This window comes from Dorea longicatena, from assembly GCF_025150085.1.
GTDB lineage: Bacteria > Bacillota > Clostridia > Lachnospirales > Lachnospiraceae > Dorea_A > Dorea_A longicatena.
The window spans coordinates 534,438-558,896 of the sequence record NZ_CP102280.1; the positions used below are offsets into that span (position 1 = coordinate 534,438).

General features: G+C 43.9%; 21 protein-coding genes, 5 tRNA genes, 3 rRNA genes and 1 riboswitch. Of the genes, 24 read left to right on the forward strand and 5 right to left on the reverse strand.

Going from position 1 to position 24,459, the window contains the following annotated elements:
• Positions 1–39 precede the first annotated feature (39 nt).
• Genes NQ508_RS02605 through NQ508_RS14090 form a run of 3 tightly spaced genes read left to right on the forward strand, consistent with a single transcriptional unit; the run spans position 40 to position 926 of the window.
• The gene (locus NQ508_RS02605; protein WP_006427434.1) at positions 40–306 is read left to right on the forward strand and encodes an AAA family ATPase; all 267 of its coding nucleotides are present in this window, start codon (positions 40–42) and stop codon (positions 304–306) included.
• Positions 303–692: a P-loop NTPase family protein gene (locus tag NQ508_RS14085; RefSeq protein WP_006427435.1), complete on the forward strand. Its 390-nt coding sequence runs from the start codon at positions 303–305 to the stop codon at positions 690–692. The genes NQ508_RS02605 and NQ508_RS14085 overlap by 4 nt, the downstream gene beginning before the upstream one ends.
• Before the next feature lie 39 nt (positions 693–731).
• On the forward strand, positions 732–926 hold the full coding sequence (locus NQ508_RS14090) for a hypothetical protein (protein ID WP_330371000.1): 195 nt from the start codon (positions 732–734) through the stop codon (positions 924–926).
• Positions 927–968: 42 nt separating this feature from the next.
• Here NQ508_RS14090 and NQ508_RS02615 read toward each other — a convergent pair whose 3' ends face one another.
• From NQ508_RS02615 to NQ508_RS02630, 4 genes are all read right to left on the reverse strand, one after another.
• Positions 969–1,637 (reverse strand): phosphatase PAP2 family protein, encoded by a 669-nt coding sequence (locus NQ508_RS02615; RefSeq protein WP_006427437.1) that lies wholly within the window; start codon positions 1,635–1,637, stop codon positions 969–971.
• 118 nt (positions 1,638–1,755) lie between these two features.
• The gene (locus NQ508_RS02620; protein ID WP_006427438.1) at positions 1,756–2,577 is read right to left on the reverse strand and encodes a glycerophosphodiester phosphodiesterase; all 822 of its coding nucleotides are present in this window, start codon (positions 2,575–2,577) and stop codon (positions 1,756–1,758) included.
• Between the two features lie 27 nt (positions 2,578–2,604).
• On the reverse strand, positions 2,605–3,525 hold the full coding sequence (locus tag NQ508_RS02625; protein ID WP_006427439.1) for a diacylglycerol/lipid kinase family protein: 921 nt from the start codon (positions 3,523–3,525) through the stop codon (positions 2,605–2,607).
• A 63-nt stretch (positions 3,526–3,588) separates the two neighbouring features.
• Entirely contained in the window at positions 3,589–4,191 is a 603-nt protein-coding gene (locus NQ508_RS02630; RefSeq protein WP_022415175.1) for a TetR/AcrR family transcriptional regulator, read from the reverse strand.
• Between the two features lie 206 nt (positions 4,192–4,397).
• Here NQ508_RS02630 and NQ508_RS02635 point away from each other — a divergent pair, with 206 nt between their 5' ends.
• The 4 genes from NQ508_RS02635 (at position 4,398) to NQ508_RS02650 (ending at position 10,317) form a co-directional block, all read left to right on the forward strand.
• The gene (locus tag NQ508_RS02635) at positions 4,398–6,554 is read left to right on the forward strand and encodes a Tex family protein (RefSeq protein ID WP_006427441.1); all 2,157 of its coding nucleotides are present in this window, start codon (positions 4,398–4,400) and stop codon (positions 6,552–6,554) included.
• A 143-nt stretch (positions 6,555–6,697) separates the two neighbouring features.
• The gene (locus tag NQ508_RS02640; protein WP_022415173.1) at positions 6,698–7,600 is read left to right on the forward strand and encodes a YitT family protein; all 903 of its coding nucleotides are present in this window, start codon (positions 6,698–6,700) and stop codon (positions 7,598–7,600) included.
• A 107-nt stretch (positions 7,601–7,707) separates the two neighbouring features.
• The gene (gene ptsP, locus NQ508_RS02645) at positions 7,708–9,327 is read left to right on the forward strand and encodes a phosphoenolpyruvate--protein phosphotransferase (RefSeq protein ID WP_006427443.1); all 1,620 of its coding nucleotides are present in this window, start codon (positions 7,708–7,710) and stop codon (positions 9,325–9,327) included.
• Positions 9,328–9,371: 44 nt separating this feature from the next.
• Positions 9,372–9,540: riboswitch (FMN riboswitch) on the forward strand.
• Between the two features lie 147 nt (positions 9,541–9,687).
• The gene (locus tag NQ508_RS02650) at positions 9,688–10,317 is read left to right on the forward strand and encodes an ECF transporter S component (protein ID WP_006427444.1); all 630 of its coding nucleotides are present in this window, start codon (positions 9,688–9,690) and stop codon (positions 10,315–10,317) included.
• Between the two features lie 727 nt (positions 10,318–11,044).
• Here NQ508_RS02650 and NQ508_RS02655 read toward each other — a convergent pair.
• Positions 11,045–11,413, reverse strand: a complete 369-nt coding sequence (locus NQ508_RS02655; protein ID WP_006428042.1) for a VOC family protein — start codon at positions 11,411–11,413, stop codon at positions 11,045–11,047.
• A 141-nt stretch (positions 11,414–11,554) separates the two neighbouring features.
• Here NQ508_RS02655 and tsaE point away from each other — a divergent pair, with 141 nt between their 5' ends.
• The 17 genes from tsaE to NQ508_RS02740 all read left to right on the forward strand — a co-directional run bounded on the left by tsaE (position 11,555) and on the right by NQ508_RS02740 (position 24,432).
• Entirely contained in the window at positions 11,555–11,980 is a 426-nt protein-coding gene (tsaE, locus tag NQ508_RS02660; protein WP_028088421.1) for a tRNA (adenosine(37)-N6)-threonylcarbamoyltransferase complex ATPase subunit type 1 TsaE, read from the forward strand.
• The gene (gene tsaB / locus NQ508_RS02665; RefSeq protein WP_006428040.1) at positions 11,968–12,702 is read left to right on the forward strand and encodes a tRNA (adenosine(37)-N6)-threonylcarbamoyltransferase complex dimerization subunit type 1 TsaB; all 735 of its coding nucleotides are present in this window, start codon (positions 11,968–11,970) and stop codon (positions 12,700–12,702) included. Before tsaE ends, tsaB begins: the two co-directional genes overlap by 13 nt.
• Complete coding sequence (locus tag NQ508_RS02670) at positions 12,695–13,729, forward strand: threonine aldolase family protein (RefSeq protein ID WP_006428039.1); 1,035 nt, start codon at positions 12,695–12,697, stop codon at positions 13,727–13,729. Before tsaB ends, NQ508_RS02670 begins: the two co-directional genes overlap by 8 nt.
• Complete coding sequence (gene rimI / locus NQ508_RS02675) at positions 13,723–14,163, forward strand: ribosomal protein S18-alanine N-acetyltransferase (protein ID WP_006428038.1); 441 nt, start codon at positions 13,723–13,725, stop codon at positions 14,161–14,163. The genes NQ508_RS02670 and rimI overlap by 7 nt, the downstream gene beginning before the upstream one ends.
• A 167-nt stretch (positions 14,164–14,330) precedes the next feature.
• Complete coding sequence (locus NQ508_RS02680) at positions 14,331–14,567, forward strand: hypothetical protein (RefSeq protein WP_006428037.1); 237 nt, start codon at positions 14,331–14,333, stop codon at positions 14,565–14,567.
• A gap of 9 nt (positions 14,568–14,576) precedes the next feature.
• Entirely contained in the window at positions 14,577–15,485 is a 909-nt protein-coding gene (locus tag NQ508_RS02685; protein ID WP_006428036.1) for a ribonuclease Z, read from the forward strand.
• A gap of 10 nt (positions 15,486–15,495) precedes the next feature.
• Positions 15,496–16,524, forward strand: a complete 1,029-nt coding sequence (tsaD, locus tag NQ508_RS02690; RefSeq protein WP_006428035.1) for a tRNA (adenosine(37)-N6)-threonylcarbamoyltransferase complex transferase subunit TsaD — start codon at positions 15,496–15,498, stop codon at positions 16,522–16,524.
• A 38-nt stretch (positions 16,525–16,562) separates the two neighbouring features.
• Positions 16,563–17,282: a 2-C-methyl-D-erythritol 4-phosphate cytidylyltransferase gene (gene ispD, locus NQ508_RS02695; protein ID WP_006428033.1), complete on the forward strand. Its 720-nt coding sequence runs from the start codon at positions 16,563–16,565 to the stop codon at positions 17,280–17,282.
• Positions 17,283–17,556: 274 nt separating this feature from the next.
• Positions 17,557–17,642: transfer RNA gene (locus tag NQ508_RS02700), tRNA-Ser, on the forward strand.
• Positions 17,643–17,801: 159 nt separating this feature from the next.
• Positions 17,802–17,891: transfer RNA gene (locus tag NQ508_RS02705), tRNA-Ser, on the forward strand.
• A gap of 575 nt (positions 17,892–18,466) precedes the next feature.
• Positions 18,467–19,998: ribosomal RNA gene (locus NQ508_RS02710) — 16S ribosomal RNA — on the forward strand.
• 70 nt (positions 19,999–20,068) lie between these two features.
• Positions 20,069–20,186, forward strand: a 5S ribosomal RNA gene (gene rrf, locus NQ508_RS02715).
• A gap of 11 nt (positions 20,187–20,197) precedes the next feature.
• Positions 20,198–20,271: transfer RNA gene (locus tag NQ508_RS02720), tRNA-Ile, on the forward strand.
• Between the two features lie 27 nt (positions 20,272–20,298).
• Positions 20,299–20,371 (forward strand) — tRNA-Ala (locus NQ508_RS02725).
• Positions 20,372–20,599: 228 nt separating this feature from the next.
• A 23S ribosomal RNA gene (locus NQ508_RS02730) occupies positions 20,600–23,492 on the forward strand.
• The 16S, 23S and 5S rRNA genes sit together here with 3 tRNA genes alongside, the layout of an rRNA operon.
• A gap of 122 nt (positions 23,493–23,614) precedes the next feature.
• A tRNA-Asn gene (locus NQ508_RS02735) sits at positions 23,615–23,686 on the forward strand.
• A 125-nt stretch (positions 23,687–23,811) separates the two neighbouring features.
• Positions 23,812–24,432: a M48 family metallopeptidase gene (locus tag NQ508_RS02740; RefSeq protein WP_006428670.1), complete on the forward strand. Its 621-nt coding sequence runs from the start codon at positions 23,812–23,814 to the stop codon at positions 24,430–24,432.
• The last annotated feature ends 27 nt before the right edge of the window (positions 24,433–24,459 follow it).

Genomic DNA, 24,459 nt, shown 5'->3' on the forward strand with positions numbered 1-24,459 from the left:
TAAAAGTGTATACTAATCATAGCATGAAGGAGGGAGCCAGTGAACAATCAACTCAATTTCCCGGTAGGAATATCCGACTTCAAAAAAATCCGGGAAAATGACTACTACATAGATAAAAGCGGACTGATCAAAGAACTGTTAAAAAGAGAGTCTGCAGAAGTTACACTGATCATCCGTCCGAGACGCTTTGGAAAAACAATGGGGATGGGTATGCTTGCCCATTTTTTGATATACGGTCCGATAACAGGAGGTTATTCGATGGTCTTGAAATTATCTACGATGAAGCATTGTGCAGTGCATGGATGAATCAATATCCGGTCGTATTCCTGACGTTAAAAGACATTGATGGGCTGACTTTCGAAGATGCATATGAAAGACTGGCAGTTCAGATATCTAATTTGTACAAAGAACATACATATCTGTTGGAAAGTGAACGTATGGATTCGGATGACAGGACGCTTTTTAAAGAGTTAAAAAGTGGAAGTGCGGGAAAGATTCAGATAGGACAGTCCCTGCATACTATGAGTACGGCATTGAAAGATAATACGCCACTTCGGTTTGCGGTGATAACAGGTTGTCTGAAGATTGCAAAAGAAAGTATCTTCACAGGAACGAATAATTTTGTGCCTGATAATATTACGGATTCCAGATTCAATGAATATTTTGGATTTACACAGGAAGAAGTAGATTAGATTCTGACCGACGCAAATGTGTCCGGAAAGGCAGAAGAAGTGAAAAGATGGTATGATGGTTATCATTTTGGACGCTTCGATGTATATTGTCCGTGGGATGTCATGAATTATATGCGGGATCTGCAGCAAAATCCGGAAGCAGCACCGGCAAGTAGAAAACGGAACAAAAATAAAAAGATGCAGGTAACTGTCAGTTATATAACAGTTACCTGCATCTTTCTTTTCGTAGCATAATATACAAAAAATTGCCAATAGCTAGTCATTTCTATATTCATGTTACGTCGGCTGCTGAGAAAGCTTCGGCGCTTTTTTATCCGCTGTCACATACACGAATGGATAAATAATACATGCCATCGTAACAGCTGCAATCACGTCCGTCACGGAATGCTGTTTTAAGAACATTGTAGACAGGATAATGAGCACTGCCAGAATATAGGCACTGATCTGGATCCATCTGTGCTTTTTAAGATCATTACTGTGTGAAATAGCAATACTGACACCGATGGAATTAAATACGTGGATACTAGGAAGCACGTTCGTCGGTGTGTCTGTCTTGTACAGGACTTTTACCATATCTGTAAATACATTATCGCGTGGAAATACAGTTGGTCTCAAATTTAATGCATTTGGGAAAACCGTGCATATGATCAGGAAAATCGTCATACCTGAAAATAAAAAAGCACATAGTCTGTAAAATCCCCATTTATCCTTAATAAGGAAATAAGCTACCGTTACGGCAATGAATACAAACCACACTAAATACGGCACGATAAAATATTCAATAAACGGAATATGATTGTCGATTGGGGAATGTATCATGTAATGACGTACATTCGTGCGCTTCTCCAGATAAACAAACCATGGCATATAGATCAGAAAGTATGATAATACCCATGCATGACGGTACTTCTTCAAAAAACTCTTTGCTTTATCAATGGCTTTCATATGAACTACCCCTTTTTCAAAGCCTTTGTTATTATCTTATCTCGTTTCAAAGCGCATTATAACATGAAAAAATTGAATCAACAATAAAGTTCATGGAATATTAACATTTTTTACAAAGTTAATAGTAAGTGTTCTTTTTCTCGAATATCTGCATATCATAATGCCGTTTTCCCTTTTTTAAAGCATCAGGTGTCCGCAGAGTCCACACTGCAACCGGAAGATGCAGAATGTACTTTAAAAACCAGACTTCAAACATCGGAAGGTCTGCAAGCTTATACGAAATAAAATCCGGCCGTCCGAGTACATTACCAAGCAGATGCTTTACAACAAAGGTCAGGATCCATGGCTCCGGAAGATGGTCGGCAGTCAGGTTGGAAGAAAGCTGACCTCTTAAGACATGGGGTACATGACGGCGGAACCACCAGATACCAAGTGTGTTGAAAGACTGTACCATATAAGGTCCGTTATAATTTTTAAGAATCTCCCAGGTCTTTTCACAGATGCCAAGAGAAGACTTTGGAATCTTCAGTTCGATCAGAAGCGGAACCTGGCCGCCCACCAGGGATAGTACATCGGTGAAAAGTGGGATAGTCTCATTCGTATTCTGTAACCGGCAGCTTTGTAATTCTTTTAAAGGGAGTGATTCAATGGTTTCCGGTCGTCCACAGATACGAGACAGGTCGTCATCATGGAATACGACAAGTTTTTCGTCGCTTGTCAGATGGACATCCAGTTCGATCCCATATCCATGGGAGATAGCGGCACGGAAAGAAGGTATGGAATTTTCGGGAATCCCTTTTTCAATACAATGATATCCACGATGGGCGAACATCGTGTGAAGAAATGGACGGATCTGTCGTTTCCTAGACAGTCTCGGCCAGATCAGATAAAAGTAAAATAATATAAGAAATACAATAATTCCGGTAATCAGTAAACGCATAAAAGAACCTCCCCGTGAACAATATGATTAACAAGGTGTAATAATACGTAACTTTTCTTTCTCCAGATGTACGTGGATCTCAGATTGTAAAAAGACGGGCTCGCCGTCTGTATGTACAGGCAGTGGGTAATCGCTTATGACAGTCACTTCTGTGCAGGTATCAAGATGGATTCCATGGAAACGTGTGTGCCATCCTTTGAAGGCCGTTGGCAGCAGACAAAGAACTTTAAGTCTCGGTAATTCTGCTACGGTAATGATATCTAACCTGTCATCTGTACCACTGGCAGCAGGACAGAAGTTAAAACCGCCACCTTCATATTTCAGATTCATAACAGCTGTGAAATATACTTTTTCATATGTTTTTGTCTCACCATTTTCGGTTGTGACCGTCATAGTGACTGGTTTTAATGTGAACAGTTTATGAAGGGCAACACCAAGATATGTAAGCTTTCCGAGCTTCAGCCGGTTGAGGAAAGCCTTAAGCGGTGTGACCATCACCTGATGACAGACTGCAGCATCGAAGCCAATTCCGGTACTTACAGCGAATCTTCGGTGCTTATTCTCGTAATCAAGTACACCTACATTCATGGCGGTGTAATGCGTTGGGGCAAGAATCTGCTCCAGGGCACCGTGAATATCCGTTGGAAGACCAAGGCCTCTGGCAAAGTCATTGCCGGATCCAAGCGGAATATATCCGAGTGTTACCTTATCGAGATATACGATTCCGTCGATCACTTCATTCAAAGTACCATCGCCTCCCAGTACAACGATCGTATGGGATGCGCTATCGGAGGTAAGATCATGAACCAGTCTGGTAGCATGATGCTGGTATTTAGTAAATAAAACTTTATATTCAATTTCTTTTTCCTGTAAGATCTTCTCAATCTGTTTCCAGAGAAGAATCCCTCTGCCGGATCTGGCATTAGGATTGGCAATAAATGTGTACATATCGCATTCATCCTTTGTAAGTTTTTGAAATTCGATAAAGTATCTATATGATGTAATGATTTGTTAGAATAATCCGTTCAGATAAGTAGTAAGGGACCGACGCATATTACCTTCAAAATCAGCATCGCCGCTTTTTAAGCACCATTCGAATACATTTCCGATTACGATCATACGGATGTCAGTTGTAATATCCTCAAGGTCTGCCGATGGGGAAATGATTCCGGATTCGATCACACGCTTCAGATAATCATGAACGGTAACGATCGGGTATGGTCTTTCTGTACGGATCAAAGGATTCAGGGACTGATTCTTAGGTGTATAATAATTGGCCATGAATTCCACTCCGAGCTCTTCGCAGTAGTGAACATAATTTAAATAAACTGAGATGATTGCTTCTTTTGTCTCAGCAGCACTGGACGGAAGTTCAAGAAGATCCGGATCCATACTTGGCTGTTCTTCTATATAATAAGAAAGAAGATCATCTTTCGTCTTAAAATGGTGATAAAAACTTCCGTTGGAAACGCCTGCTTCTTCGCAGATATTTTTGATTGACAGTTGTTCATAGCCCTGCTTTTGCAGAATGCGTTTGGCTGCTTGGAAGATCTTGGCGCGTGTTTCTCTGGATTTGATTTGTTGTTTTGAGAGTCCCTGTGTTTCCTGATTCATAAGTAAAAGCCCCTTTGAGTATTTATATTTTCTAATAAGTTCAAGCAGTTTCAGTATAACATAGAGAAAATGTATTTTCAAGAAAACAGAGTGAACTCTGTATTGCCGGCGGCATTGCATACGGAAGTGAATTCAGTTATAATTATCCGCGTAATAAAGAAGAGAAAAATCTTCGAAATACAGCAAGAAAGGGACAGACAAAACATATGGATATTAATCAGGTGATTACCGGAGAACTTGGTGTCAAGAGATGGCAGGTAGATGCTGCGGTAAAATTAATTGATGAAGGCAATACGATTCCGTTTATCGCAAGATATAGAAAAGAAGTTACAGGAACATTGGACGATGCACAACTGCGGACACTGCATGAAAGACTGATGTACCTGCGTAATCTGGAAGAAAAGAAAGAACAGGTTCTGGCAAGTATCGAAGAACAGGGAAAGCTTACCGAAGAACTGAAAAAGCAGATCCTGGCAGCAGAGACAATGGTAGTGGTAGAAGATCTTTACCGCCCATACCGGCCGAAACGCCGGACACGTGCCATGATTGCAAAAGAGAAGGGACTGGAACCGCTTGCAGCACTTATCACACTTCAGAAAGCGGAGAAACCGATAGAAGTGTATGCAGAAGAATATGTGAATCCGGAGAAAGAAGTAAAATCCGTAAAAGAAGCAATTGACGGAGCAAAAGATATCATCGCCGAATCGGTATCGGATGAGGCAGATTACAGAAGCTGGATCCGTAAAGCAACCGTACAGCACGGAAAAGTAATTTCACAGGCAAAAGACGAAAAAGCAGAGTCGGTATACGAGATGTACTATGATTTTGAAGAGCCGGTGACAAAGCTTGCAGGCCACAGAGTGCTTGCACTGAACCGCGGGGAGAAAGAAAAGTTCCTTACAGTAAAGATCGAAGCACCGCAGGATGACATCTTAAGATATCTGGAAAAGAAGATGATCCACAGTGATAACCCGCATACCACACCGATTTTAAAAGAAGTAGCAGAAGACAGCTATAAGCGTCTGATTGCACCGGCAATCGAGCGTGAGATCCGAAGCGACCTGACAGAGAAGGCAGAAGACGGGGCAATCAGCGTATTTAAGAAGAACCTGCACCAGCTTCTGATGCAGCCTCCGATTGTAGGACAGACTGTACTTGGCTGGGATCCTGCATTCCGTACCGGATGTAAGCTTGCAGTTGTAGATCCGACCGGTAAAGTGATCGGAACGACAGTGATCTACCCGACAGCGCCGACGACACCGAAGAAAATCCAGGCGTCCAAAGACCTGCTGAAGAAGATTATTGCAAAATATAACATTACACTGATCTCCGTAGGAAATGGTACTGCATCCAGAGAGTCTGAGCAGTTCATTGTAGAACTGTTAAAAGAGATCCCGCAGAAAGTGCAGTATGTAATCGTAAATGAAGCAGGAGCTTCCGTGTATTCTGCAAGTAAGCTCGCATCAGAAGAATTTCCGAAATTTGATGTGGGACAGAGAAGTGCGACGTCTATTGCAAGAAGACTGCAGGATCCGCTGGCAGAGCTTGTAAAGATTGATCCGAAATCCATTGGTGTCGGACAGTATCAGCATGATATGAACCAGAAGAAATTAAGCGAAGCCTTATCCGGAGTTGTCGAAGATTGTGTAAATAAAGTCGGAGTTGACCTGAATACAGCATCCGCACCGTTACTTTCTTATATTTCAGGTATTTCCGGTGCGATTGCTAAGAGCATTGTGGCATACAGAGAAGAAAACGGAAGATTCACAGACAGAAAACAGCTTCTGAAGGTTGCAAAGCTTGGACCAAAGGCGTTCGAACAATGTGCCGGATTCATGAGAATACAGAACGGTACGAATCCGTTAGACGGAACCAGTGTACATCCGGAGTCTTATGAAGCTGCAGAAAAACTTCTGAAGAAACAGGGATTTTCACTGGAAGACATCAGCGGAGGAAAGCTTGCCGGACTTTCTCTTACGATCAAAGACTATGCAAGACTTGCAAAAGAACTGGAGATCGGAGAGATCACCCTCCGGGATATTGTGAAAGAACTGGAAAAACCGGGACGTGACCCGCGTGATGAGATGCCGAAACCGATCTTAAGAACAGATGTCTTAGATATGAAAGACTTAAAAGAAGGCATGATCCTTAAAGGAACCGTAAGAAATGTCATTGACTTTGGTGTGTTTGTAGATATCGGAGTGCACCAGGACGGACTGGTACACATTTCCGAGATTACGGATAAGAAATTCATTAAGCATCCGCTGGAAGTGGTAAGTGTTGGCGATATCGTGGATGTAAAAGTGATGAGCGTGGATCTTAAGAAGAAGAGAATCCAGCTTACGATGAAAGGAATTTCATAATCTGGAAAATGAAGAAAGAGAATCCACATTATTAATATAAAAATGTGGAAAACATGAGTTTACAGGCAGTTATATGGGGATAACTGTCTGTAACGGGTTATATGTATAATCGCAAAATAAAATACGGAGAGAGGATGGGACATATGAAAAAAAGTTGGGGAAAAACAATCAAAACTATTCTGGGTGTGCTGGTCGGTAATCTTGTACTGTCATTTGCTGTGGCTGCGTTTACCGTGCCAAATGGGATCATCATGGGAGGTGCAACCGGTATCGGTCTTACGATCAGCCATTATTTTCCGGTGAACCTGTCGCTGATCATTTTGGCAATCAATGCGGTGCTGTTCGTTCTCGGTGCAGTATTTCTGGGAAAGAAGTTTGCATTGACAACGATCATCAGTTCTTTTATTTATCCAATATTCCTGTCGATGGTACAGTCCATTCCGGGAATAGACAAAGTGACGGAGAATAATGCTATGCTTGCGGCATTATATGGAGGGGTCCTTCTTGGAATCGGTATCGGATTGGTGGTAAGAGTAGGTGCATCTACCGGTGGAACCGATATACTGGCACTTGTGTTACATAAATGGTTCCATGTCCCGGTAGCGGTATTTTTGTATATTGTAGATTTTTCGGTGCTGGGACTTCAGATGTTGTTTTCAGATTCGGAACAGATACTGTATGGTATTCTGAATTTATTTTTAAGTACGGTTGTGCTGAACCGGGTGATGCTTCTTGGAAAGTCACAGATCCAGTTATTTATAATTTCGGACAAATACAGAGAAATCCGTCAGAAAGTCTTAACGGATATTGATGCCGGAGTGACAATGGTAGACATCGAGACCGGTTATGGAGAACAGAAGCAGCAGGGCGTATTATGTGTCATCCACAGCAGAAAGCTGTATTCTGTAAAAGAGGCAATTCAGGAGATTGATCCGAAAGCATTTATCACGATCACGCAGATCAATGAGGTAAGAGGACGTGGATTTACAATGGAAAAGCTGCGTTACGACGAATTGAATCAAAACAAGAATGGAAATATGGGTTAAGAAAGTGCATGAATGCAGAATGAAAACAAAGTTACGAAAAACTAGACTTTACAGGTATTGTGAGTTAGAATGTTAACAAAGATTGAAGGAAGGACGAGGTATCATTTATGGAGAAATATACTGGCAAATCAATATTTAAAGGAATTGCAATTGGAAAAATATTGTTCTACCAGAAGGGAGAACAGCCTGTAAAACGTGTGAAAATAGAGGATACTGCAGAACAGATCAAACGTTACGAGGATGCACGTGCAAAGGCAGCAGAGCAGTTACAGGGACTGTACGAAAAAGCATTAAAAGAAGTCGGAGAAGCGAATGCTGCTGTATTTGAAGTACATCAGATGATGCTGGAAGATGATGATTATATTGATTCTGTTGTTAATATCATCGAGACACAGCAGGTAAACGCAGAATTTGCCGTTGCTACAACAGGAGATAACTTTGCGAAGATGTTTGCAGAGATGGAAGATGATTATTTCAAAGCAAGAGCAGCAGATGTAAAAGATATCTCGGAACGTATGGTAAATATCTTAAGTGGGAACGAAAGCGGTGGAGCCCTCGGTGATGAACCAGTGATCGTTGTGGCAGAAGACCTTGCACCGAGTGAGACTGTCCAGATGGACAAAGAGAAACTTCTTGCATTCGTAACCAGACTTGGATCTGCAAACTCACATACTGCAATCCTTGCAAGAACCATGAACATTCCGGCATTGATCGAAGTAGATATCAAAGAAGAATGGAATGGAAAGATGGCAGTCGTAGACGGCTACACAGGAACATTCTACATTGATCCGGACGAAGATATCTTAAAGAAAATGCAGGAAAAGAAAGAAGAAGACATCAAAGCAAGAGAACTTCTTCAGGAATTAAAGGGAAAAGAAGACGTAACTGTAGATGGAAAACACATCAAATTATATGCAAATATCGGTGGCGTAAAAGACGTTGCAAGCGTACTTGCCAATGATGCAGCCGGAATCGGTCTGTTCAGAAGTGAGTTCTTATATCTGGAAGCAGATAACTATCCGGATGAAGAAGCACAGTTCCAGGCATACAAGACGGTTGCAGAGAACATGGCAGGAAAGAAAGTAATCGTGCGTACACTGGATATCGGTGCAGACAAGCAGGTAGATTACTTCAACCTTGATCATGAAGAAAATCCGGCCATGGGATACCGTGCGATCCGTATCTGCCTGGATAGAAGAGATATCTTCCGTACACAGCTTCGCGCACTTCTCCGTGCAAGTGCATATGGTAACATCGGAATTATGTACCCGATGATCATCTCTGTAGATGAAGTAAAAGAGATTAAGAAAATCGTAGAGTCTATCAAGACAGAACTGACAGAAAAAGGAATCGAGTACGGTGAAGTTGAACAGGGTATTATGATCGAGACACCGGCAGCAGTGATGATCAGCGATCTTCTGGCAGAGGAAGTTGACTTCTTCAGTATCGGAACAAACGACCTGACTCAGTATACACTGGCAATTGACAGACAGAACAGCAAACTTGACAACATTTATGATTCACATCATCCGGCAGTGCTCCGCATGATCCAGAAGACGATCGAAAACGGACACAAAGCAGGATGCTGGGTTGGTATCTGCGGAGAACTTGGAGCAGATATGACTCTGACAGAGACATTCCTTAAGATGGGAATCGATGAATTGTCTGTATCTCCGACATTTGTTCTTCCAATCAGAAAACTGATCCGTGAGATGAGCACAAAATAATGGTTGCATAGACGGATATGCCGTACTATAATATAAGACGAAAGAAGATTCTTCGGGGCAGGGTGTGATTCCCAACCGGCGGTAAAGTCCGCGAACTGGTCATTTGAAGAATTTCTGGTCAGAGATATCTGAACAGATGTTATCAATGTGATGATCAGCCGATTTGGTGAGATTCCAGAACCGACAGTAAAGTCTGGATGAGAGAAGGATGATACGATATTTACAGGATTATCAGAATGATATGATTGCCTCGTTGCCCTTTGGGTGGCGGGGTTTTTGCTTGCTATGTGAATATTGTATGGTTCAAAATTAAGAAGTTTCTTCCTTTAGAATATAATTCGGTTTAAAGGAGAAAGAAAGATGAGTACAAAAGTAATGACAAGACAAAATGAAAAGAACAGAAACAAAATCAGGACAATGGCACAGATTGGTATGTTATCGGCAATCGCAACAGTATTGATGTTGTTCGAAATTCCGCTTCCGTTCGCTCCGTCCTTCTATGAGATAGATTTCAGCGAAGTACCGATTCTGATCGGAAGTTTTGCAATGGGACCACTCGCCGGAGCGGCAATAGAACTTATCAAGATCTTACTGAACTTTGCAATCAACGGAACTATGACAGCGGGAGTCGGAGAAATTGCAAACTTCCTGATTGGCTGTTCACTGGTTGTGCCGGCCGCATTGATCTACCATAAGAAACATACCAGAACCGGAGCAGTAGCCGGAATGGCAGCGGGAACCGTATTCATGACAGTAGTCGGATGTTTCCTGAATGCCTTCGTATTACTACCGGCATATGCCAAAGCATTCGGTATGCCGATCGACGGACTGGTTGGAATGGGAACGGCTGTGAATAAGCATATTACAGACCTTAAAACATTCGTGATACTGGCAGTTGGACCGTTCAATCTGCTGAAAGGTGTGTTGGTGTCTTTGATCGTGTTACTGGTTTATAAGAAGATTAGTCCGATATTGAAGATGAATGCGTAGGGGTGTTTCATTTATTATATGGTGGCTTACCCAGGGCCTGAATAAAAGTATAGGAGTGATTTCTGTGCTGATTCGATCATGGAGTAACTCTAGAGCAACAAAATTGTCCTAAAAGCAGTCCTGGAAAAATCAAAACTCGACATTCGTCTCAGACAATGATTTTTCCAGGACTAACGGCCAATTTTATTACTCAAGAGTTACTAACCATGACCTCATATGCACAGAAATCACTCCCATACTTTTATTCAGTCACGTTTTCGCATGCCATAATAAATGAAACAGTGGAACCGTAACCGTTGTGACACCGAAAGTTTGCTTATAAAACTGTTACCTACATAACTTGCAAGCAATAGTTTCTTACGGAGATACGGCGACAAAAAGCCAGAAAGTCAAGGGCCTTCACCACAACTTTCCGGCTACACACAAAGGTTACAGTCCCTCTGTTGAATTCATTATCATTGGCCTATCACGACATGAGAAAGACTTGGTATCCTGGTGCGGGCGTATATGGAGCGATGATTAGAAGTTGTTAGGGCGTCAGAATTTTCGTTACCCGGAATATGTGCCACTGTTTGAGCCGAATGGCGAGTTTTGTACATATTTCGGGTGTTTTTAGAAAATTCTGACGCCCTTATAACTTCTTCATCGTGGAATCTTAGCCCGCACCAGGATACCAAGTCTTTCTCATGGACCGGGGTAAGCCACGATAATCAATTAAATACAAATCTTACTCCGCCGGACAAATCTCCACCCAATACCCATCCGGATCATTAATGAAATAAATACCCATCTCCGGATTCTCAAAACAGACGCAATTCATCTCTTTATGGAATGCCAGTGCCGCGTCCATATCATCTGTCTGCATTGCCAGATGAATCTCATTGTCTCCGAGATCATAAGGTCTGTCCATATCGCGCAGCCATGTGAGCTCTAATTTGTGCGGGGTGGTATCATCTCCCATGAATACCAGCTTGAAGCTTCCGTCGGCAGCTTCTGTCTCTTTTGTAATCTTAAGTCCAAGTGCTTTCTTGTAGAATTCGATAGACTTGTCAAGATCAGCAACGTTAATGTTATTGTGATAAAATGTGAATTTCATACGTTTTCCTCCATTATTGATAAAAATTAATATATTTAAGCTGTTATCAGAAAGTATATCATGAGTAGCGGAAGAAAAAAAGATGTGTTATACTTAAAGATACTGAATACAGTGATTTCAAAAAATGGAAAGGGAGAGCTTATGATAATAGAGACAAACAGTGAGAAAGAGACTTGGGATCTGGGATTTAGTCTGGGTGAAAAAGCCTGTGCAGGACAGGTGTATACATTGGTGGGAGATCTGGGTGTCGGGAAGACGATATTTACCAAAGGTCTTGCCAAAGGACTGGGGATAGATGAACCGGTCAGCAGTCCTACATTTACCATTGTGCAGATCTATGATGAAGGAAGACTTCCCTTTTATCATTTTGATGTGTACCGAATCGGTGATGTGGAAGAGATGGATGAGATTGGCTATGAAGATTACATTTACGGAGAGGGCGTCAGCCTGATCGAGTGGGCTAATCTGATCGAAGAGATATTACCGGAACATTACACAGAGATTAAGATAGAAAAGGATCTGGAAAAAGGATTCGATTACCGGAGGATTACAATATGCGAATATTAGCATTAGACAGCTCAGGACTGGTCGCCAGTGTAGCTGTAGTAGAAGACGGGGCAGTGGATGACCAGGTCATTGCCGAATATACAGTCAATTATAAGAAGACACATTCACAGACATTACTTCCGATGCTGGACGAGATCGTGAAGATGACAGAACTGGATCTGCGTACCGTAGATGCGATAGCGGTAGCCGGAGGGCCGGGATCATTTACGGGACTTCGTATCGGTTCCGCAACGGCCAAGGGACTTGGACTTGCGCTTGAGAAACCGTTGATCCATATTCCGACACTGGAGGGACTTGCTTACAATCTGTGCGGAATCGCAGATGTTGTATGTCCGATCATGGATGCAAGACGCGGGCAGGTGTATGCGGGAATCTATGAATTTGACGGACAGAAGCTTCACATACTGGAAGACCAGATGGCAGTTCCGATAGAAGAACTGGGAGAAAAGCTGAAAAAATATTTAAAAGAAGGAAGAAGAGTAACCTTCCTTGGCGACGGGGTTCCTGTGCACAAGACAAAGATTAAAGAAGAGATCCTGCCGGGAGAAGCTGTTACATTTGCGCCGGCAAATATGAACCGGCAGAGAGCTGCATCCGTAGGAACACTGGGAATGCAGTATTATAAAGAAGGAAAGATCGAAACTGCAATGGAGCATGAACCGGATTATCTCCGTGTGTCTCAGGCAGAAAGAGAACGGAAGGAGAGACTGGGAAATGTATAGATTTCAGTGTGATTATACAGAAGGTGCCCATCCTGCAATTATGCAGCGGATGGTAGAGACAAATATGGAACAGACCGACGGATATGGACTGGATCCATACTGCGACAGCGCAAGACAGAAGATTAAGGATCTGTGTGAATGTCAGGATGCAGATGTGCATTTCCTGGTAGGCGGAACACAGACCAATACAACTGTGATCAGTGCGGCACTCCGTCCTTATCAGGGTGCAGTTGCAGCAGTAAGCGGACACATTAATGTGCATGAGACCGGAGCAATTGAAGCAACCGGACATAAAGTACTGCCGCTTCCAAGTGGAGACGGAAAGATCAGTGCCGTACAGGTAGACGAAATGTGTCATGCTCATTTTACAGATGGAAGTCAGGAGCATATGGTGCAGCCGGGAATGGTATATATTTCCCACCCTACAGAGAATGGAACACTGTATACAAAGAAAGAATTAATGGATCTGTATGAAGTGTGCAAGAAATATGACATGTTACTCTTCCTTGATGGAGCACGTCTTGGATATGGACTGATGGCAGAGACCAATGATATTACACTTACAGATCTTGCAAAATATACAGACGTATTCTATATCGGTGGAACCAAGGTAGGAGCGTTATTTGGTGAAGCTGTTGTGATCACGAATGAGGCATTAAAGAAGGATTTTCGCTACATGATCAAGCAGAATGGCGGAATGCTGGCAAAGGGCCGTCTTCTTGGCGTCCAGTTTGATACACTGTTTACAGATGACCTTTATTTTAAGATATCTGCACATGCAGATGAACTGGCAATGAAGCTTAAGAAGGTATTTCAGAAAAAAGGATATGGCCTGCGTTACGATTCCTATACGAATCAGCAGTTCCCGATCCTGCCGGACAGCCATATTGAGAAATTAAAAGAAAAATATGTGTTTGAATTCTGGGAGAAGGTATCGGATGCAGAAAGTGCGGTCAGATTCTGTACAAGCTGGGCAACAAAGCCGGAAGTGGTGGAAGAACTGATCAGAGACATTGAGGCATGTTAGAAAAGATATGTAAGGCAGAACTGTCGGATCTTCAGGATATTGCCGCGTTGGAAAGTGAAATATTCTCCGATGCATGGAGCCTGAAAAGTCTGGAAGAGACATGGAATCAGAAGAATGCAGTGATATTTGCAGCAAAGACAGAGGAGAAAATCGCAGGCTATCTCATTATCTATTACGTATTAGATGAAGGCGAGATCGCAAGGATCGCAATAGCTCCTTCTATGCGCAGACAAGGGGCTGCCGGACAAATGTTCCAGGAACTTGTGGCGTTTTGTGAGGAACAGCAGATAACAAGAATCATGTTGGAAGTAAGAGAAGGCAACGAAGCCGCCAGAAGATTTTATGAGAAATGTGGATTCACAGAAGATGGAATCCGTAAAAACTATTACGAGAATCCACAGGAAAATGCCATTTTGATGTCAAAGAATCTATAGGAAACAATGGTAATTCTTACAGCACTTTCCACTGGTCAGCATACAGATGGAAAGCTATAATATAGGCGTAACCGAGAGAACAAAAAGATAGAGAGTAATGAAAAGAGAACAATGTAACAGCAGAACAGCACCGGCAAAAACGGTGCCGGAATTACAGGAGGAACGGTATGCGCCAGTTTGAAGAACAGACAAAAAAAGTAAAAGAAGTTACAAGTATCGTATGTAATAAATGCGGCAGAGTGATTCCGGTGATAGAAGGGGTTCCCCAGGAAGATGTGCTGAGCGTGGACAAGCGATGGGGATATTTTTCTGACAAAGATAACCGGATGGATCATTTTGACCTTTGTGAAGCCTGTTATGATGAACTGACGGGCAGTTTTAAGATTAAACTGGAAGAAGAATAGAGGAAAATTATGTTAGATGTATGTTTGTTAGGAACCGGAGGGATGATGCCATTGCCATACAGGTGGCTTACATCCCTGATGGTGCGCTATAATGGAAGCAGCCTGTTGATCGACTGCGGAGAGGGAACGCAGATTGCGATCAAAGAAAAAGGCTGGAGTTTTAAACCAATCGACGTGATCTGCTTTACGCATTATCACGGGGATCATATCAGCGGACTTCCGGGCCTGCTTCTTACAATGGGAAATGCAGACCGTACCAAACCGCTTACATTAATCGGGCCAAAGGGGCTGGAACGGGTAGTAAATGCCCTGCGCGTGATCGCACCGGAGCTGCCGTTCCAGATTAAATATATGGAAATTACGGAAACCGAGCAGACATTCGAATTGAATGGCTACCGGTTAAAAGCATTTCGTGTGAATCACAACGTAACCTGTTATGGTTATACAATGGAGATCGACCGTGCAGGAAAATTCGATGTGGAAAGGGCGAAAGCGTCAAATATCCCACAGGAATACTGGGGACTTTTGCAAAAAGGTGAAACAATAGAGACTAAGAGGCACGTATATACACCGAATATGGTACTCGGGCCGGCAAGAAAGGGAATCAAGCTTACGTATACCACAGACACGAGACCGACGGAATCTATTAAGCAGAATGCAAAGCATTCCGATCTCTTCATCTGTGAAGGAATGTATGGCGAAAAGGATAAGCAGAAGAAGGCCAAAGAATATAAGCATATGACATTCTATGAAGCAGCACAGCTTGCAAAAGAAGCAGAAGTAAAAGAAATGTGGCTGACACATTATAGCCCGTCACTGACAAAACCAGAGGAATATATGGACGATGTCAAGGCAATATTCCCGAATTCAATCGCAGCAAAAGATAAGCGCTCGGTAGAACTGGTATTTGAAGATTAGGAGGGAAAATATGAGCGAGACAAAAGATGTATTAATACTGGCAATCGAAAGCTCCTGTGATGAGACAGCAGCGGCAGTTGTAAAAAATGGAAGAGAAGTACTGTCCAATGTCATTTCTTCACAGATTGCCCTGCATACATTGTATGGAGGTGTTGTGCCGGAGATTGCATCCAGAAAACATATAGAAAAGATTAATCAGGTCATTGAAGAAGCACTGAAAGAGGCAGAGGTAACACTGGACGATATCGACGCAATCGGTGTAACTTACGGACCGGGACTGGTAGGTGCACTCCTCGTAGGCGTGGCAGAAGCAAAGGCAATCGCATATGCAGCAGGTAAACCGCTGGTCGGAGTACATCATATCGAAGGGCATATCGCAGCCAATTTTATTGAACATAAAGAGTTAGAACCACCATTTTTCTCACTGGTAGTATCCGGAGGACATACCCATCTGGTTCGTGTGAAGGATTATGGAAAATTCGATATCATCGGAAGAACCAGAGATGATGCGGCAGGAGAAGCGTTTGACAAGGTGGCCCGTGCAATCGGACTTGGCTATCCGGGAGGACCGAAGATTGATAAAGTTGCAAAAGAAGGCAATCCGGATGCCATCGCATTTCCACGTGCAAATGTAGAAGACGCACCATATGACTTCAGTTTCAGTGGATTAAAATCCGCCGTTCTGAATTATATTAACGGATGCAAGATGAAGGGCGAAGAATACAACCAGGCAGATATCGCGGCTTCTTTCCAGAAAGCAGTCACCGATGTACTGGTTGCTAAAGCTATGCATGCAGTAGAAGAATATAAAGTAGACAAATTTGCCATCGCAGGCGGCGTAGCATCGAACAGTGCTCTTCGTGCGGCAATGAAAGAAGCATGTGAAAAACGAGGCGTGAAATTCTATTATCCGTCTCCGATTTTCTGTACCGATAATGCGGCTATGATTGGTGTGGCAGCTTATTATGAATATATGAATGGAACCAGAAGCGGATGGGATCTGAATGCAGTTCCGAATCTGAAGCTTGGCGAGCGTTAAAAAGGAAAAAAAGGCAAAATTAAGGCGGGAAAAAGTAAATGAAAAAGAGATGCATGGCAATCGTACTTTCGGCAGGGCAGGGGAAAAGAATGGGAACATCTATCCAGAAACAGTATATTGAGCTGTGTGGGAAACCCATCATCTGTTACTGTCTGGAAGCATTTGAAAAGTCAGAAATTATTGATGATGTGATCATGGTAGTCGGAGCCGGGCAGGAAGACTATGTGACCGAAGAAATTGTAAATAAATATCATTTTGGAAAAGTGCGCGCAGTAGTTTCGGGCGGTAAAGAACGCTATGACTCTGTCTGGAATGGATTGAAGGCTGTCCGTGACGGTATGGCGGGAGAAGAAGCGAAAGAAGGATATGTCTATATCCATGACGGCGCCAGACCGTTCGTAGACGAAGAGATTATAAAGAGGGCTTATACATGTGTGGAAGAAAACCGTGCATGTGTTGCCGGTATGCCAAGCAAGGATACGGTAAAGATCGTAGATGAAAATCAGTTTGCAGTTACTACACCTGCACGCAAATACGTATGGAATGTTCAGACCCCGCAGGTATTCGAGACAGCTCTTATTACACAGGCGTATGAGAAGCTGATGCAGCATGACAGAGAAAATGTAACCGATGATGCCATGGTAGTAGAACAGGAGATGCAGATTCCTGTGAAATTATTCGAGGGCTCTTATTGTAATATTAAGATTACGACACCGGAAGATCTGGAAACGGCGAAGGGATTTATTGAACATCAATAATCCTGTGCCGGGATCTGTGAATTGCCATGCATTTGGAAGAATTTGCCGATGGTGGGTTCTGCAGATATCAAAATATGCAATAGAAGCTGCAGATGGCAGGTTCTATGTATAAATAATGAAAAATAAGTGTATTTATAGATGAAAAATACAGGAAAATAAGAAAAATACAAAAAAATAAAAAAAGTTTGAAAAAGGTGTTGACGACAGTGAAAAGCTGTGATAGAATACATCTTGTCGCTGAGGTGATACGGAAGCGGCGGACAAGTAAATAGATGGAGAGGTATCGAAGTGGTCATAACGAGGCGGTCTTGAAAACCGTTTGTCCGAGAGGGCGCGTGGGTTCGAATCCCACCCTCTCCGCTTTATAAAAACTACCAAGTTTATCCTGGTAGTTTTTTATATGCCATAGTATGCAGGAAAAGTTGCCGATAGCAATTCTGTGTATGCAGGAAAGATATGTTGAGAAAGTGATATGCATAACAACGGGTTATGTATAAAACAATCGAGCAGTTTTTATTTGGAGAAATACCCAAGCTGGCCGAAGGGGCTCCCCTGGAAAGGGAGTAGGTCGTTAATAGCGGCGCGAGGGTTCAAATCCCTCTTTCTCCGTTTGGTTGATATATAAGCAGTATGAATAAAAAAGTTTAGAAAAACTTATTGACAAAGTTCGACTACTGTGATATATTAACTGAGTCGTTGTGTTAGACAAGGCCGTGAGGTAACAGAGTCGAAGCAGAAGACGGCGCTAACTGATTGGAAAACAGCAGGTAATGCTGAATGGTAATCAGAAATCTTCGGGAATTGCTCCTGAAAAAAAGAATAAAATAACAGTTGACAAACACAACTGATTATGATATTCTTAATAAGCTGTCGCTTGAGGCAAACGAATGTTTGACGAAAGGATAGCGGTCGAACAGCTGAAAAGCTGGTCGAAAAAAGATTAAAAAAGTTCTTGACAAACGTCAATGAATATGATAATCTAAATAAGCTGTTTCAAACAGCGAAGACAAAGAACCTTGATAATTAAACAATAGACAACAACCCTGAAAATTCTAAAGAGAATTATTCAGAACAGACATTTAATGTCGAACCTTAAAACAGTAAAGGGGATAAGAAAGCTAGTAGTTTTCTTGAACTGGAACGAACTTGATTTTTGAATCTGTGTTAAAGCAGGTTTGAGATATTTTTACGAGAGTTTGATCCTGGCTCAGGATGAACGCTGGCGGCGTGCTTAACACATGCAAGTCGAGCGAAGCACTTTGGAAAGATTCTTCGGATGATTTCCTTTGCGACTGAGCGGCGGACGGGTGAGTAACGCGTGGGTAACCTGCCTCATACAGGGGGATAACAGTTAGAAATGACTGCTAATACCGCATAAGACCACGGTACCGCATGGTACAGTGGTAAAAACTCCGGTGGTATGAGATGGACCCGCGTCTGATTAGGTAGTTGGTGGGGTAACGGCCTACCAAGCCGACGATCAGTAGCCGACCTGAGAGGGTGACCGGCCACATTGGGACTGAGACACGGCCCAGACTCCTACGGGAGGCAGCAGTGGGGAATATTGCACAATGGAGGAAACTCTGATGCAGCGACGCCGCGTGAAGGATGAAGTATTTCGGTATGTAAACTTCTATCAGCAGGGAAGAAAATGACGGTACCTGACTAAGAAGCCCCGGCTAACTACGTGCCAGCAGCCGCGGTAATACGTAGGGGGCAAGCGTTATCCGGATTTACTGGGTGTAAAGGGAGCGTAGACGGCACGGCAAGCCAGATGTGAAAGCCCGGGGCTCAACCCCGGGACTGCATTTGGAACTGCTGAGCTAGAGTGTCGGAGAGGCAAGTGGAATTCCTAGTGTAGCGGTGAAATGCGTAGATATTAGGAGGAACACCAGTGGCGAAGGCGGCTTGCTGGACGATGACTGACGTTGAGGCTCGAAAGCGTGGGGAGCAAACAGGATTAGATACCCTGGTAGTCCACGCCGTAAACGATGACTGCTAGGTGTCGGGTGGCAAAGCCATTCGGTGCCGCAGCTAACGCAATAAGCAGTCCACCTGGGGAGTACGTTCGCAAGAATGAAACTCAAAGGAATTGACGGGGACCCGCACAAGCGGTGGAGCATGTGGTTTAATTCGAAGCAACGCGAAGAACCTTACCTGATCTTGACATCCCGATGACCGCTTCGTAATGGAAGTTTTTCTTCGGAACATCGGTGACAGGTGGTGCATGGTTGTCGTCAGCTCGTGTCGTGAGATGTTGGGTTAAGTCCCGCAACGAGCGCAACCCCTATCTTCAGTAGCCAGCAGGTTAAGCTGGGCACTCTGGAGAGACTGCCAGGGATAACCTGGAGGAAGGTGGGGATGACGTCAAATCATCATGCCCCTTATGACCAGGGCTACACACGTGCTACAATGGCGTAAACAAAGAGAAGCGAACTCGCGAGGGTAAGCAAATCTCAAAAATAACGTCTCAGTTCGGATTGTAGTCTGCAACTCGACTACATGAAGCTGGAATCGCTAGTAATCGCAGATCAGAATGCTGCGGTGAATACGTTCCCGGGTCTTGTACACACCGCCCGTCACACCATGGGAGTCAGTAACGCCCGAAGTCAGTGACCCAACCGTAAGGAGGGAGCTGCCGAAGGTGGGACCGATAACTGGGGTGAAGTCGTAACAAGGTAGCCGTATCGGAAGGTGCGGCTGGATCACCTCCTTTCTAAGGAATAAAAGTAAGGGTTGTTATCTATTGTTTAGTTATTAAGGCTGTCAAAAGCTTAATAATGATTTTTGGTGGCGATGCGCTTAGGGGAAACACCCGTTCCCATACCGAACACGATGGTTAAGACCTAAGCGGCCGATGGTACTTCACTGGAGACGGTGCGGGAGAGTAGGTGGCCGCCAAATCTAAAAAAGATGGGCTTATAGCTCAGCTGGTTAGAGCGCACGCCTGATAAGCGTGAGGTCGGTGGTTCGAGTCCACTTAAGCCCACTTATAAGCCTAAAAATAATTGAATATGGGGGATTAGCTCAGTTGGGAGAGCGCCTGCCTTGCAAGCAGGAGGTCACGAGTTCGAATCTCGTATTCTCCACTTGATAATGAAGATTCATTATCATCTATGTACCTTGAAAATTGCATATAAGAAATAGAAATGATAAGATTTTTAAATATCTTAATCAAGACATCCGAGGTAATTGTTATAAACAGAGTAATAATTACTGTCTGAAGAAAACAGACTTAAATAAAATTGACCTTAAGCCAACGCCGATAACGCTATATCGGTGTAGCGATCATTCATTCCCGTGAATGAAAGCAAGTTGGTCATGCTAGAAAGAGCGTATGGTGGATGCCTTGGCACTAAGAGCCGATGAAAGACGTGATAAGCTGCGAAAAGCTTCGGGGAGGAGCAAATATCCTTTGATCCGGAGATCTCTGAATGGGGAAACCCACTTGAGCAAACCTCAAGTATCCTAACGCCAATACATAACGTTAGGAGGGGAACCCGGTGAACTGAAACATCTAAGTAGCCGGAGGAAGAGAAAACAACATGTGATTCTGTGAGTAGCGGCGAGCGAAAACGGAAGAGCCCAAACCGGGGTGCGTGCATCCCGGGGTTCGGACCGCATAATTGATTCAACAAATTTAGCAGAACGGTTTTGGGAAAGCCGGCCAGAGAGGGTGAAAGCCCCGTAAGCGAAAGATGAGTTGACATGGCGGTATCCAGAGTAGGTCGAGACACGTGGAACCTTGACTGAACATGCGGGGACCACCCCGTAAGGCTAAATACTCCTTAGTGACCGATAGCGCATAGTACTGTGAAGGAACGGTGAAAAGGACCCCGGGAGGGGAGTGAAACAGAACCTGAAACCATATGTTTACAAGCTGTGGAACCACTTTATATGTGGAACCGCGTACTTTTTGTAGAACGGTCCGGCGAGTTGCGCTGGCTGGCGAGGTTAAGCACCAAAGGTGTGGAGCCGAAGGGAAACCAAGTCTTAATAGGGCGAATGAGTCAGTCGGAGCAGACCCGAAACCGGGTGATCTATCCATGTCCAGGTTGAAGTTGCCGTAAAAGGCAATGGAGGACCGAACCCACATCCGTTGAAAAGGGTGGGGATGAGGTGTGGATAGGGGAGAAATTCCAATCGAACCCGGAGATAGCTGGTTCTCCTCGAAATAGCTTTAGGGCTAGCCTCATATAAGTCTTGCGGAGGTAGAGCACTGAATTTCCTAGGGGGCGTCAAAGCTTACCGAAGAATATCAAACTCCGAATGCCGTGTAGATGTTGTATGGGAGTCAGACTGTACGAGATAAGTTGGACAGTCAAAAGGGAAAGAGCCCAGACCTGCAGCTAAGGCCCCAAAATGTGTGTTAAGTGGAAAAGGATGTGGGATTTCAAAGACAACTAGGATGTTGGCTTAGAAGCAGCCATACATTCAAAGAGTGCGTAATAGCTCACTAGTCGAGAGGTCCTGCGCCGAAAATGTCCGGGGCTGAAACACACTGCCGAAGCTCAGGAATGTACCTAGTACATTGGTAGAGGAGCATTGTATACGGGACGAAGCAGTACCGATAAGGAGCTGTGGACTGTATAGAAGAGAGAATGCCGGAATGAGTAGCGAGAGGAAGGTGAGAATCCTTCCGGCCGAATATCTAAGGTTTCCAGAGTAAAGCTGATCTGCTCTGGGTAAGTCGGGGCCTAAGGCCAGGTCGAAAGACGTAACCGATGGACAACAGGTTGAAATTCCTGTACCTTAAGTAAACAGAACTGTGGGGACACGTGTGGAGAGCACAAGCCGGAAATGGAAAAGCCGGTGCAAGCGGGGTAGGAGTACAGTAGGCAAATCCGCTGTACAATCCGAAGACGTGATGCGGACCGAATTAAGAGTAGGGAAGTGTGTGAGCCATGCGTCAAGAAAAGCCGCTATTGTTTTACTTAAGCCCGTACCGTAAACCGACACAGGTGGATGAGGAGAGAATCCTAAGGCCGACGGGAGAAGCATTGTTAAGGAACTCGGCAAAATGACTCCGTAACTTCGGGAGAAGGAGTGCCAGCGAGAGCTGGCCGCAGAGAATTGGCCCAAGCAACTGTTTAGCAAAAACACAGGTCTATGCAAAACCGTAAGGTGAAGTATATGGGCTGACGCCTGCCCGGTGCTGGAAGGTTAAGAGGAGAGGTTAGCGGTAACGCGAAGCTTTGAATTTAAGCCCCAGTAAACGGCGGCCGTAACTATAACGGTCCTAAGGTAGCGAAATTCCTTGTCGGGTAAGTTCCGACCCGCACGAAAGGCGTAATGATTTGGGCACTGTCTCAACAATGCACCCGGTGAAATTGAAATACCAGTGAAGATGCTGGTTACCTGCGCCAGGACGGAAAGACCCCATGGAGCTTTACTCCAGCTTGATACTGGGATTCGGTATTGCATGTACAGGATAGGTGGGAGGCTAGGAAGTGATAACGCCAGTTGTCACGGAGCCGCTGTTGGGATACCACCCTTGCAGTATTGGATTTCTAACCAGCGACCATGAACTGGTCGGGGGACAATGTCAGGTGGGGAGTTTGACTGGGGCGGTCGCCTCCGAAAGGGTATCGGAGGCGCTCAAAGGTTCCCTCAGAATGGACGGAAACCATTCGAAGAGTGCAAAGGCAGAAGGGAGCTTGACTGCGACACCGACGGGTGGAGCAGGTACGAAAGTAGGACTTAGTGATCCGGTGGTATAAAGTGGGATTGCCATCGCTCAACGGATAAAAGCTACCCTGGGGATAACAGGCTTATCACTCCCAAGAGTTCACATCGACGGAGTGGTTTGGCACCTCGATGTCGGCTCATCGCATCCTGGGGCTGAAGTAGGTCCCAAGGGTTGGGCTGTTCGCCCATTAAAGCGGTACGCGAGCTGGGTTCAGAACGTCGTGAGACAGTTCGGTCCCTATCCGGCGTGGGCGTAGGATATTTGAGAGGAGCTGTCCTTAGTACGAGAGGACCGGGATGGACTGGCCGCTGGTGTATCTGTTGCATACCAAATGCATGGCAGAGTAGCCAAGCCGGGACGGGATAAACGCTGAAGGCATCTAAGCGTGAAGCCCCCCTCAAGATGAGATATCCCTACGTAAGTAGTAAGACCCCTTGAAGACGACGAGGTAGATAGGTCAGAGGTGGAAGTACAGTAATGTATGGAGCTGACTGATACTAATCGGTCGAGGGCATGACCAAGCAAGGTGATAGGTAGGATGAAAGAAAATATTTCTTGTATGCAGTTTTGAAGGTACATAAAATAAAAAAGTAAGTAAAAGCCCTTGTCAAAAGAGACAAAAGGGTTTATACTATATAAGTATTCCTCGATAGCTCAGTGGTAGAGCATTCGGCTGTTAACCGAAGGGTCGTTGGTTCGAACCCAACTCGGGGAGTTAAAGACAGAAATCGATTTGATTTCTGTCTTTTTATATTATAAAAGAGTATTATATAATGCTTAATGCGGATTAAAAAAGTATTAAAAATAGTTTGATAATAAGATGCAAAAAGGGATAAAAAGATGAAATATATTTTACAAACGGATAATGAAACAATAGAGATTCCGATTATACGATCAAAAAGGAAAACACTAGGGTTAGAAGTGAAATATGATGGTACAGTAAATGCAAGAGTTCCAATGCGGGCACCAAGAGAGATTATAGAAAGATTTATCCGGGAACATGAAGCGTGGATTATCAGAAAGCGGCAGGAATGGAGCCTGGCTGGAAACAATCAGGATGATGTGGCAGGAGAGTTTGGAGAAAGAAAGAGACGTGGGGCGAATGCGGTAGATCCGTCGAAGATTCTTCCACCGGTCGAAACGAAAGAAGGAAAAGCGAAGATCAGACAATATATAGAAAGGCAAGTTGAATATTACGCAAAAATAATGGGTGTTACATATGGAAGGATATCTATGCGTAATCAAAAAACACGATGGGGAAGCTGTAGCAGTCAGGGAAATTTGAATTTTAATAATCGGTTGTTATTTGTGCCGGAAGAACTGGTTGATTATGTAGTGGTGCATGAACTGGCACACAGAAAAGAGATGAATCATTCGAATGCATTTTGGAATGTGGTAGAGAAGTATATGCCGGATTATAAGGAACGCAGGAAAAAACTAAGGGAGTATCATATAGAATAAGAAGGAATACACAACAATCATAAGAAA

Bases quoted from the DNA above. Each gene is read 5' to 3' on its own strand.
- NQ508_RS14085 (WP_006427435.1), top strand. From the start codon at position 303: ATGAATCAATATCCGGTCGTATTCCTGACGTTAAAAGACATTGATGGG.
- NQ508_RS02615 (WP_006427437.1), bottom strand. From the start codon at position 1,637: ATGAAAGCCATTGATAAAGCAAAGAGTTTTTTGAAGAAGTACCGTCAT.
- NQ508_RS02620 (WP_006427438.1), bottom strand. From the start codon at position 2,577: ATGCGTTTACTGATTACCGGAATTATTGTATTTCTTATATTATTTTAC.
- NQ508_RS02625 (WP_006427439.1), bottom strand. From the start codon at position 3,525: ATGTACACATTTATTGCCAATCCTAATGCCAGATCCGGCAGAGGGATT.
- NQ508_RS02630 (WP_022415175.1), bottom strand. From the start codon at position 4,191: ATGAATCAGGAAACACAGGGACTCTCAAAACAACAAATCAAATCCAGA.
- NQ508_RS02635 (WP_006427441.1), top strand. From the start codon at position 4,398: ATGGATATTAATCAGGTGATTACCGGAGAACTTGGTGTCAAGAGATGG.
- NQ508_RS02640 (WP_022415173.1), top strand. From the start codon at position 6,698: ATGAAAAAAAGTTGGGGAAAAACAATCAAAACTATTCTGGGTGTGCTG.
- ptsP (WP_006427443.1), top strand. From the start codon at position 7,708: ATGGAGAAATATACTGGCAAATCAATATTTAAAGGAATTGCAATTGGA.
- NQ508_RS02650 (WP_006427444.1), top strand. From the start codon at position 9,688: ATGAGTACAAAAGTAATGACAAGACAAAATGAAAAGAACAGAAACAAA.
- NQ508_RS02655 (WP_006428042.1), bottom strand. From the start codon at position 11,413: ATGAAATTCACATTTTATCACAATAACATTAACGTTGCTGATCTTGAC.
- tsaE (WP_028088421.1), top strand. From the start codon at position 11,555: ATGATAATAGAGACAAACAGTGAGAAAGAGACTTGGGATCTGGGATTT.
- tsaB (WP_006428040.1), top strand. From the start codon at position 11,968: ATGCGAATATTAGCATTAGACAGCTCAGGACTGGTCGCCAGTGTAGCT.
- NQ508_RS02670 (WP_006428039.1), top strand. From the start codon at position 12,695: ATGTATAGATTTCAGTGTGATTATACAGAAGGTGCCCATCCTGCAATT.
- rimI (WP_006428038.1), top strand. From the start codon at position 13,723: ATGTTAGAAAAGATATGTAAGGCAGAACTGTCGGATCTTCAGGATATT.
- NQ508_RS02680 (WP_006428037.1), top strand. From the start codon at position 14,331: ATGCGCCAGTTTGAAGAACAGACAAAAAAAGTAAAAGAAGTTACAAGT.
- NQ508_RS02685 (WP_006428036.1), top strand. From the start codon at position 14,577: ATGTTAGATGTATGTTTGTTAGGAACCGGAGGGATGATGCCATTGCCA.
- tsaD (WP_006428035.1), top strand. From the start codon at position 15,496: ATGAGCGAGACAAAAGATGTATTAATACTGGCAATCGAAAGCTCCTGT.
- ispD (WP_006428033.1), top strand. From the start codon at position 16,563: ATGAAAAAGAGATGCATGGCAATCGTACTTTCGGCAGGGCAGGGGAAA.
- NQ508_RS02740 (WP_006428670.1), top strand. From the start codon at position 23,812: ATGAAATATATTTTACAAACGGATAATGAAACAATAGAGATTCCGATT.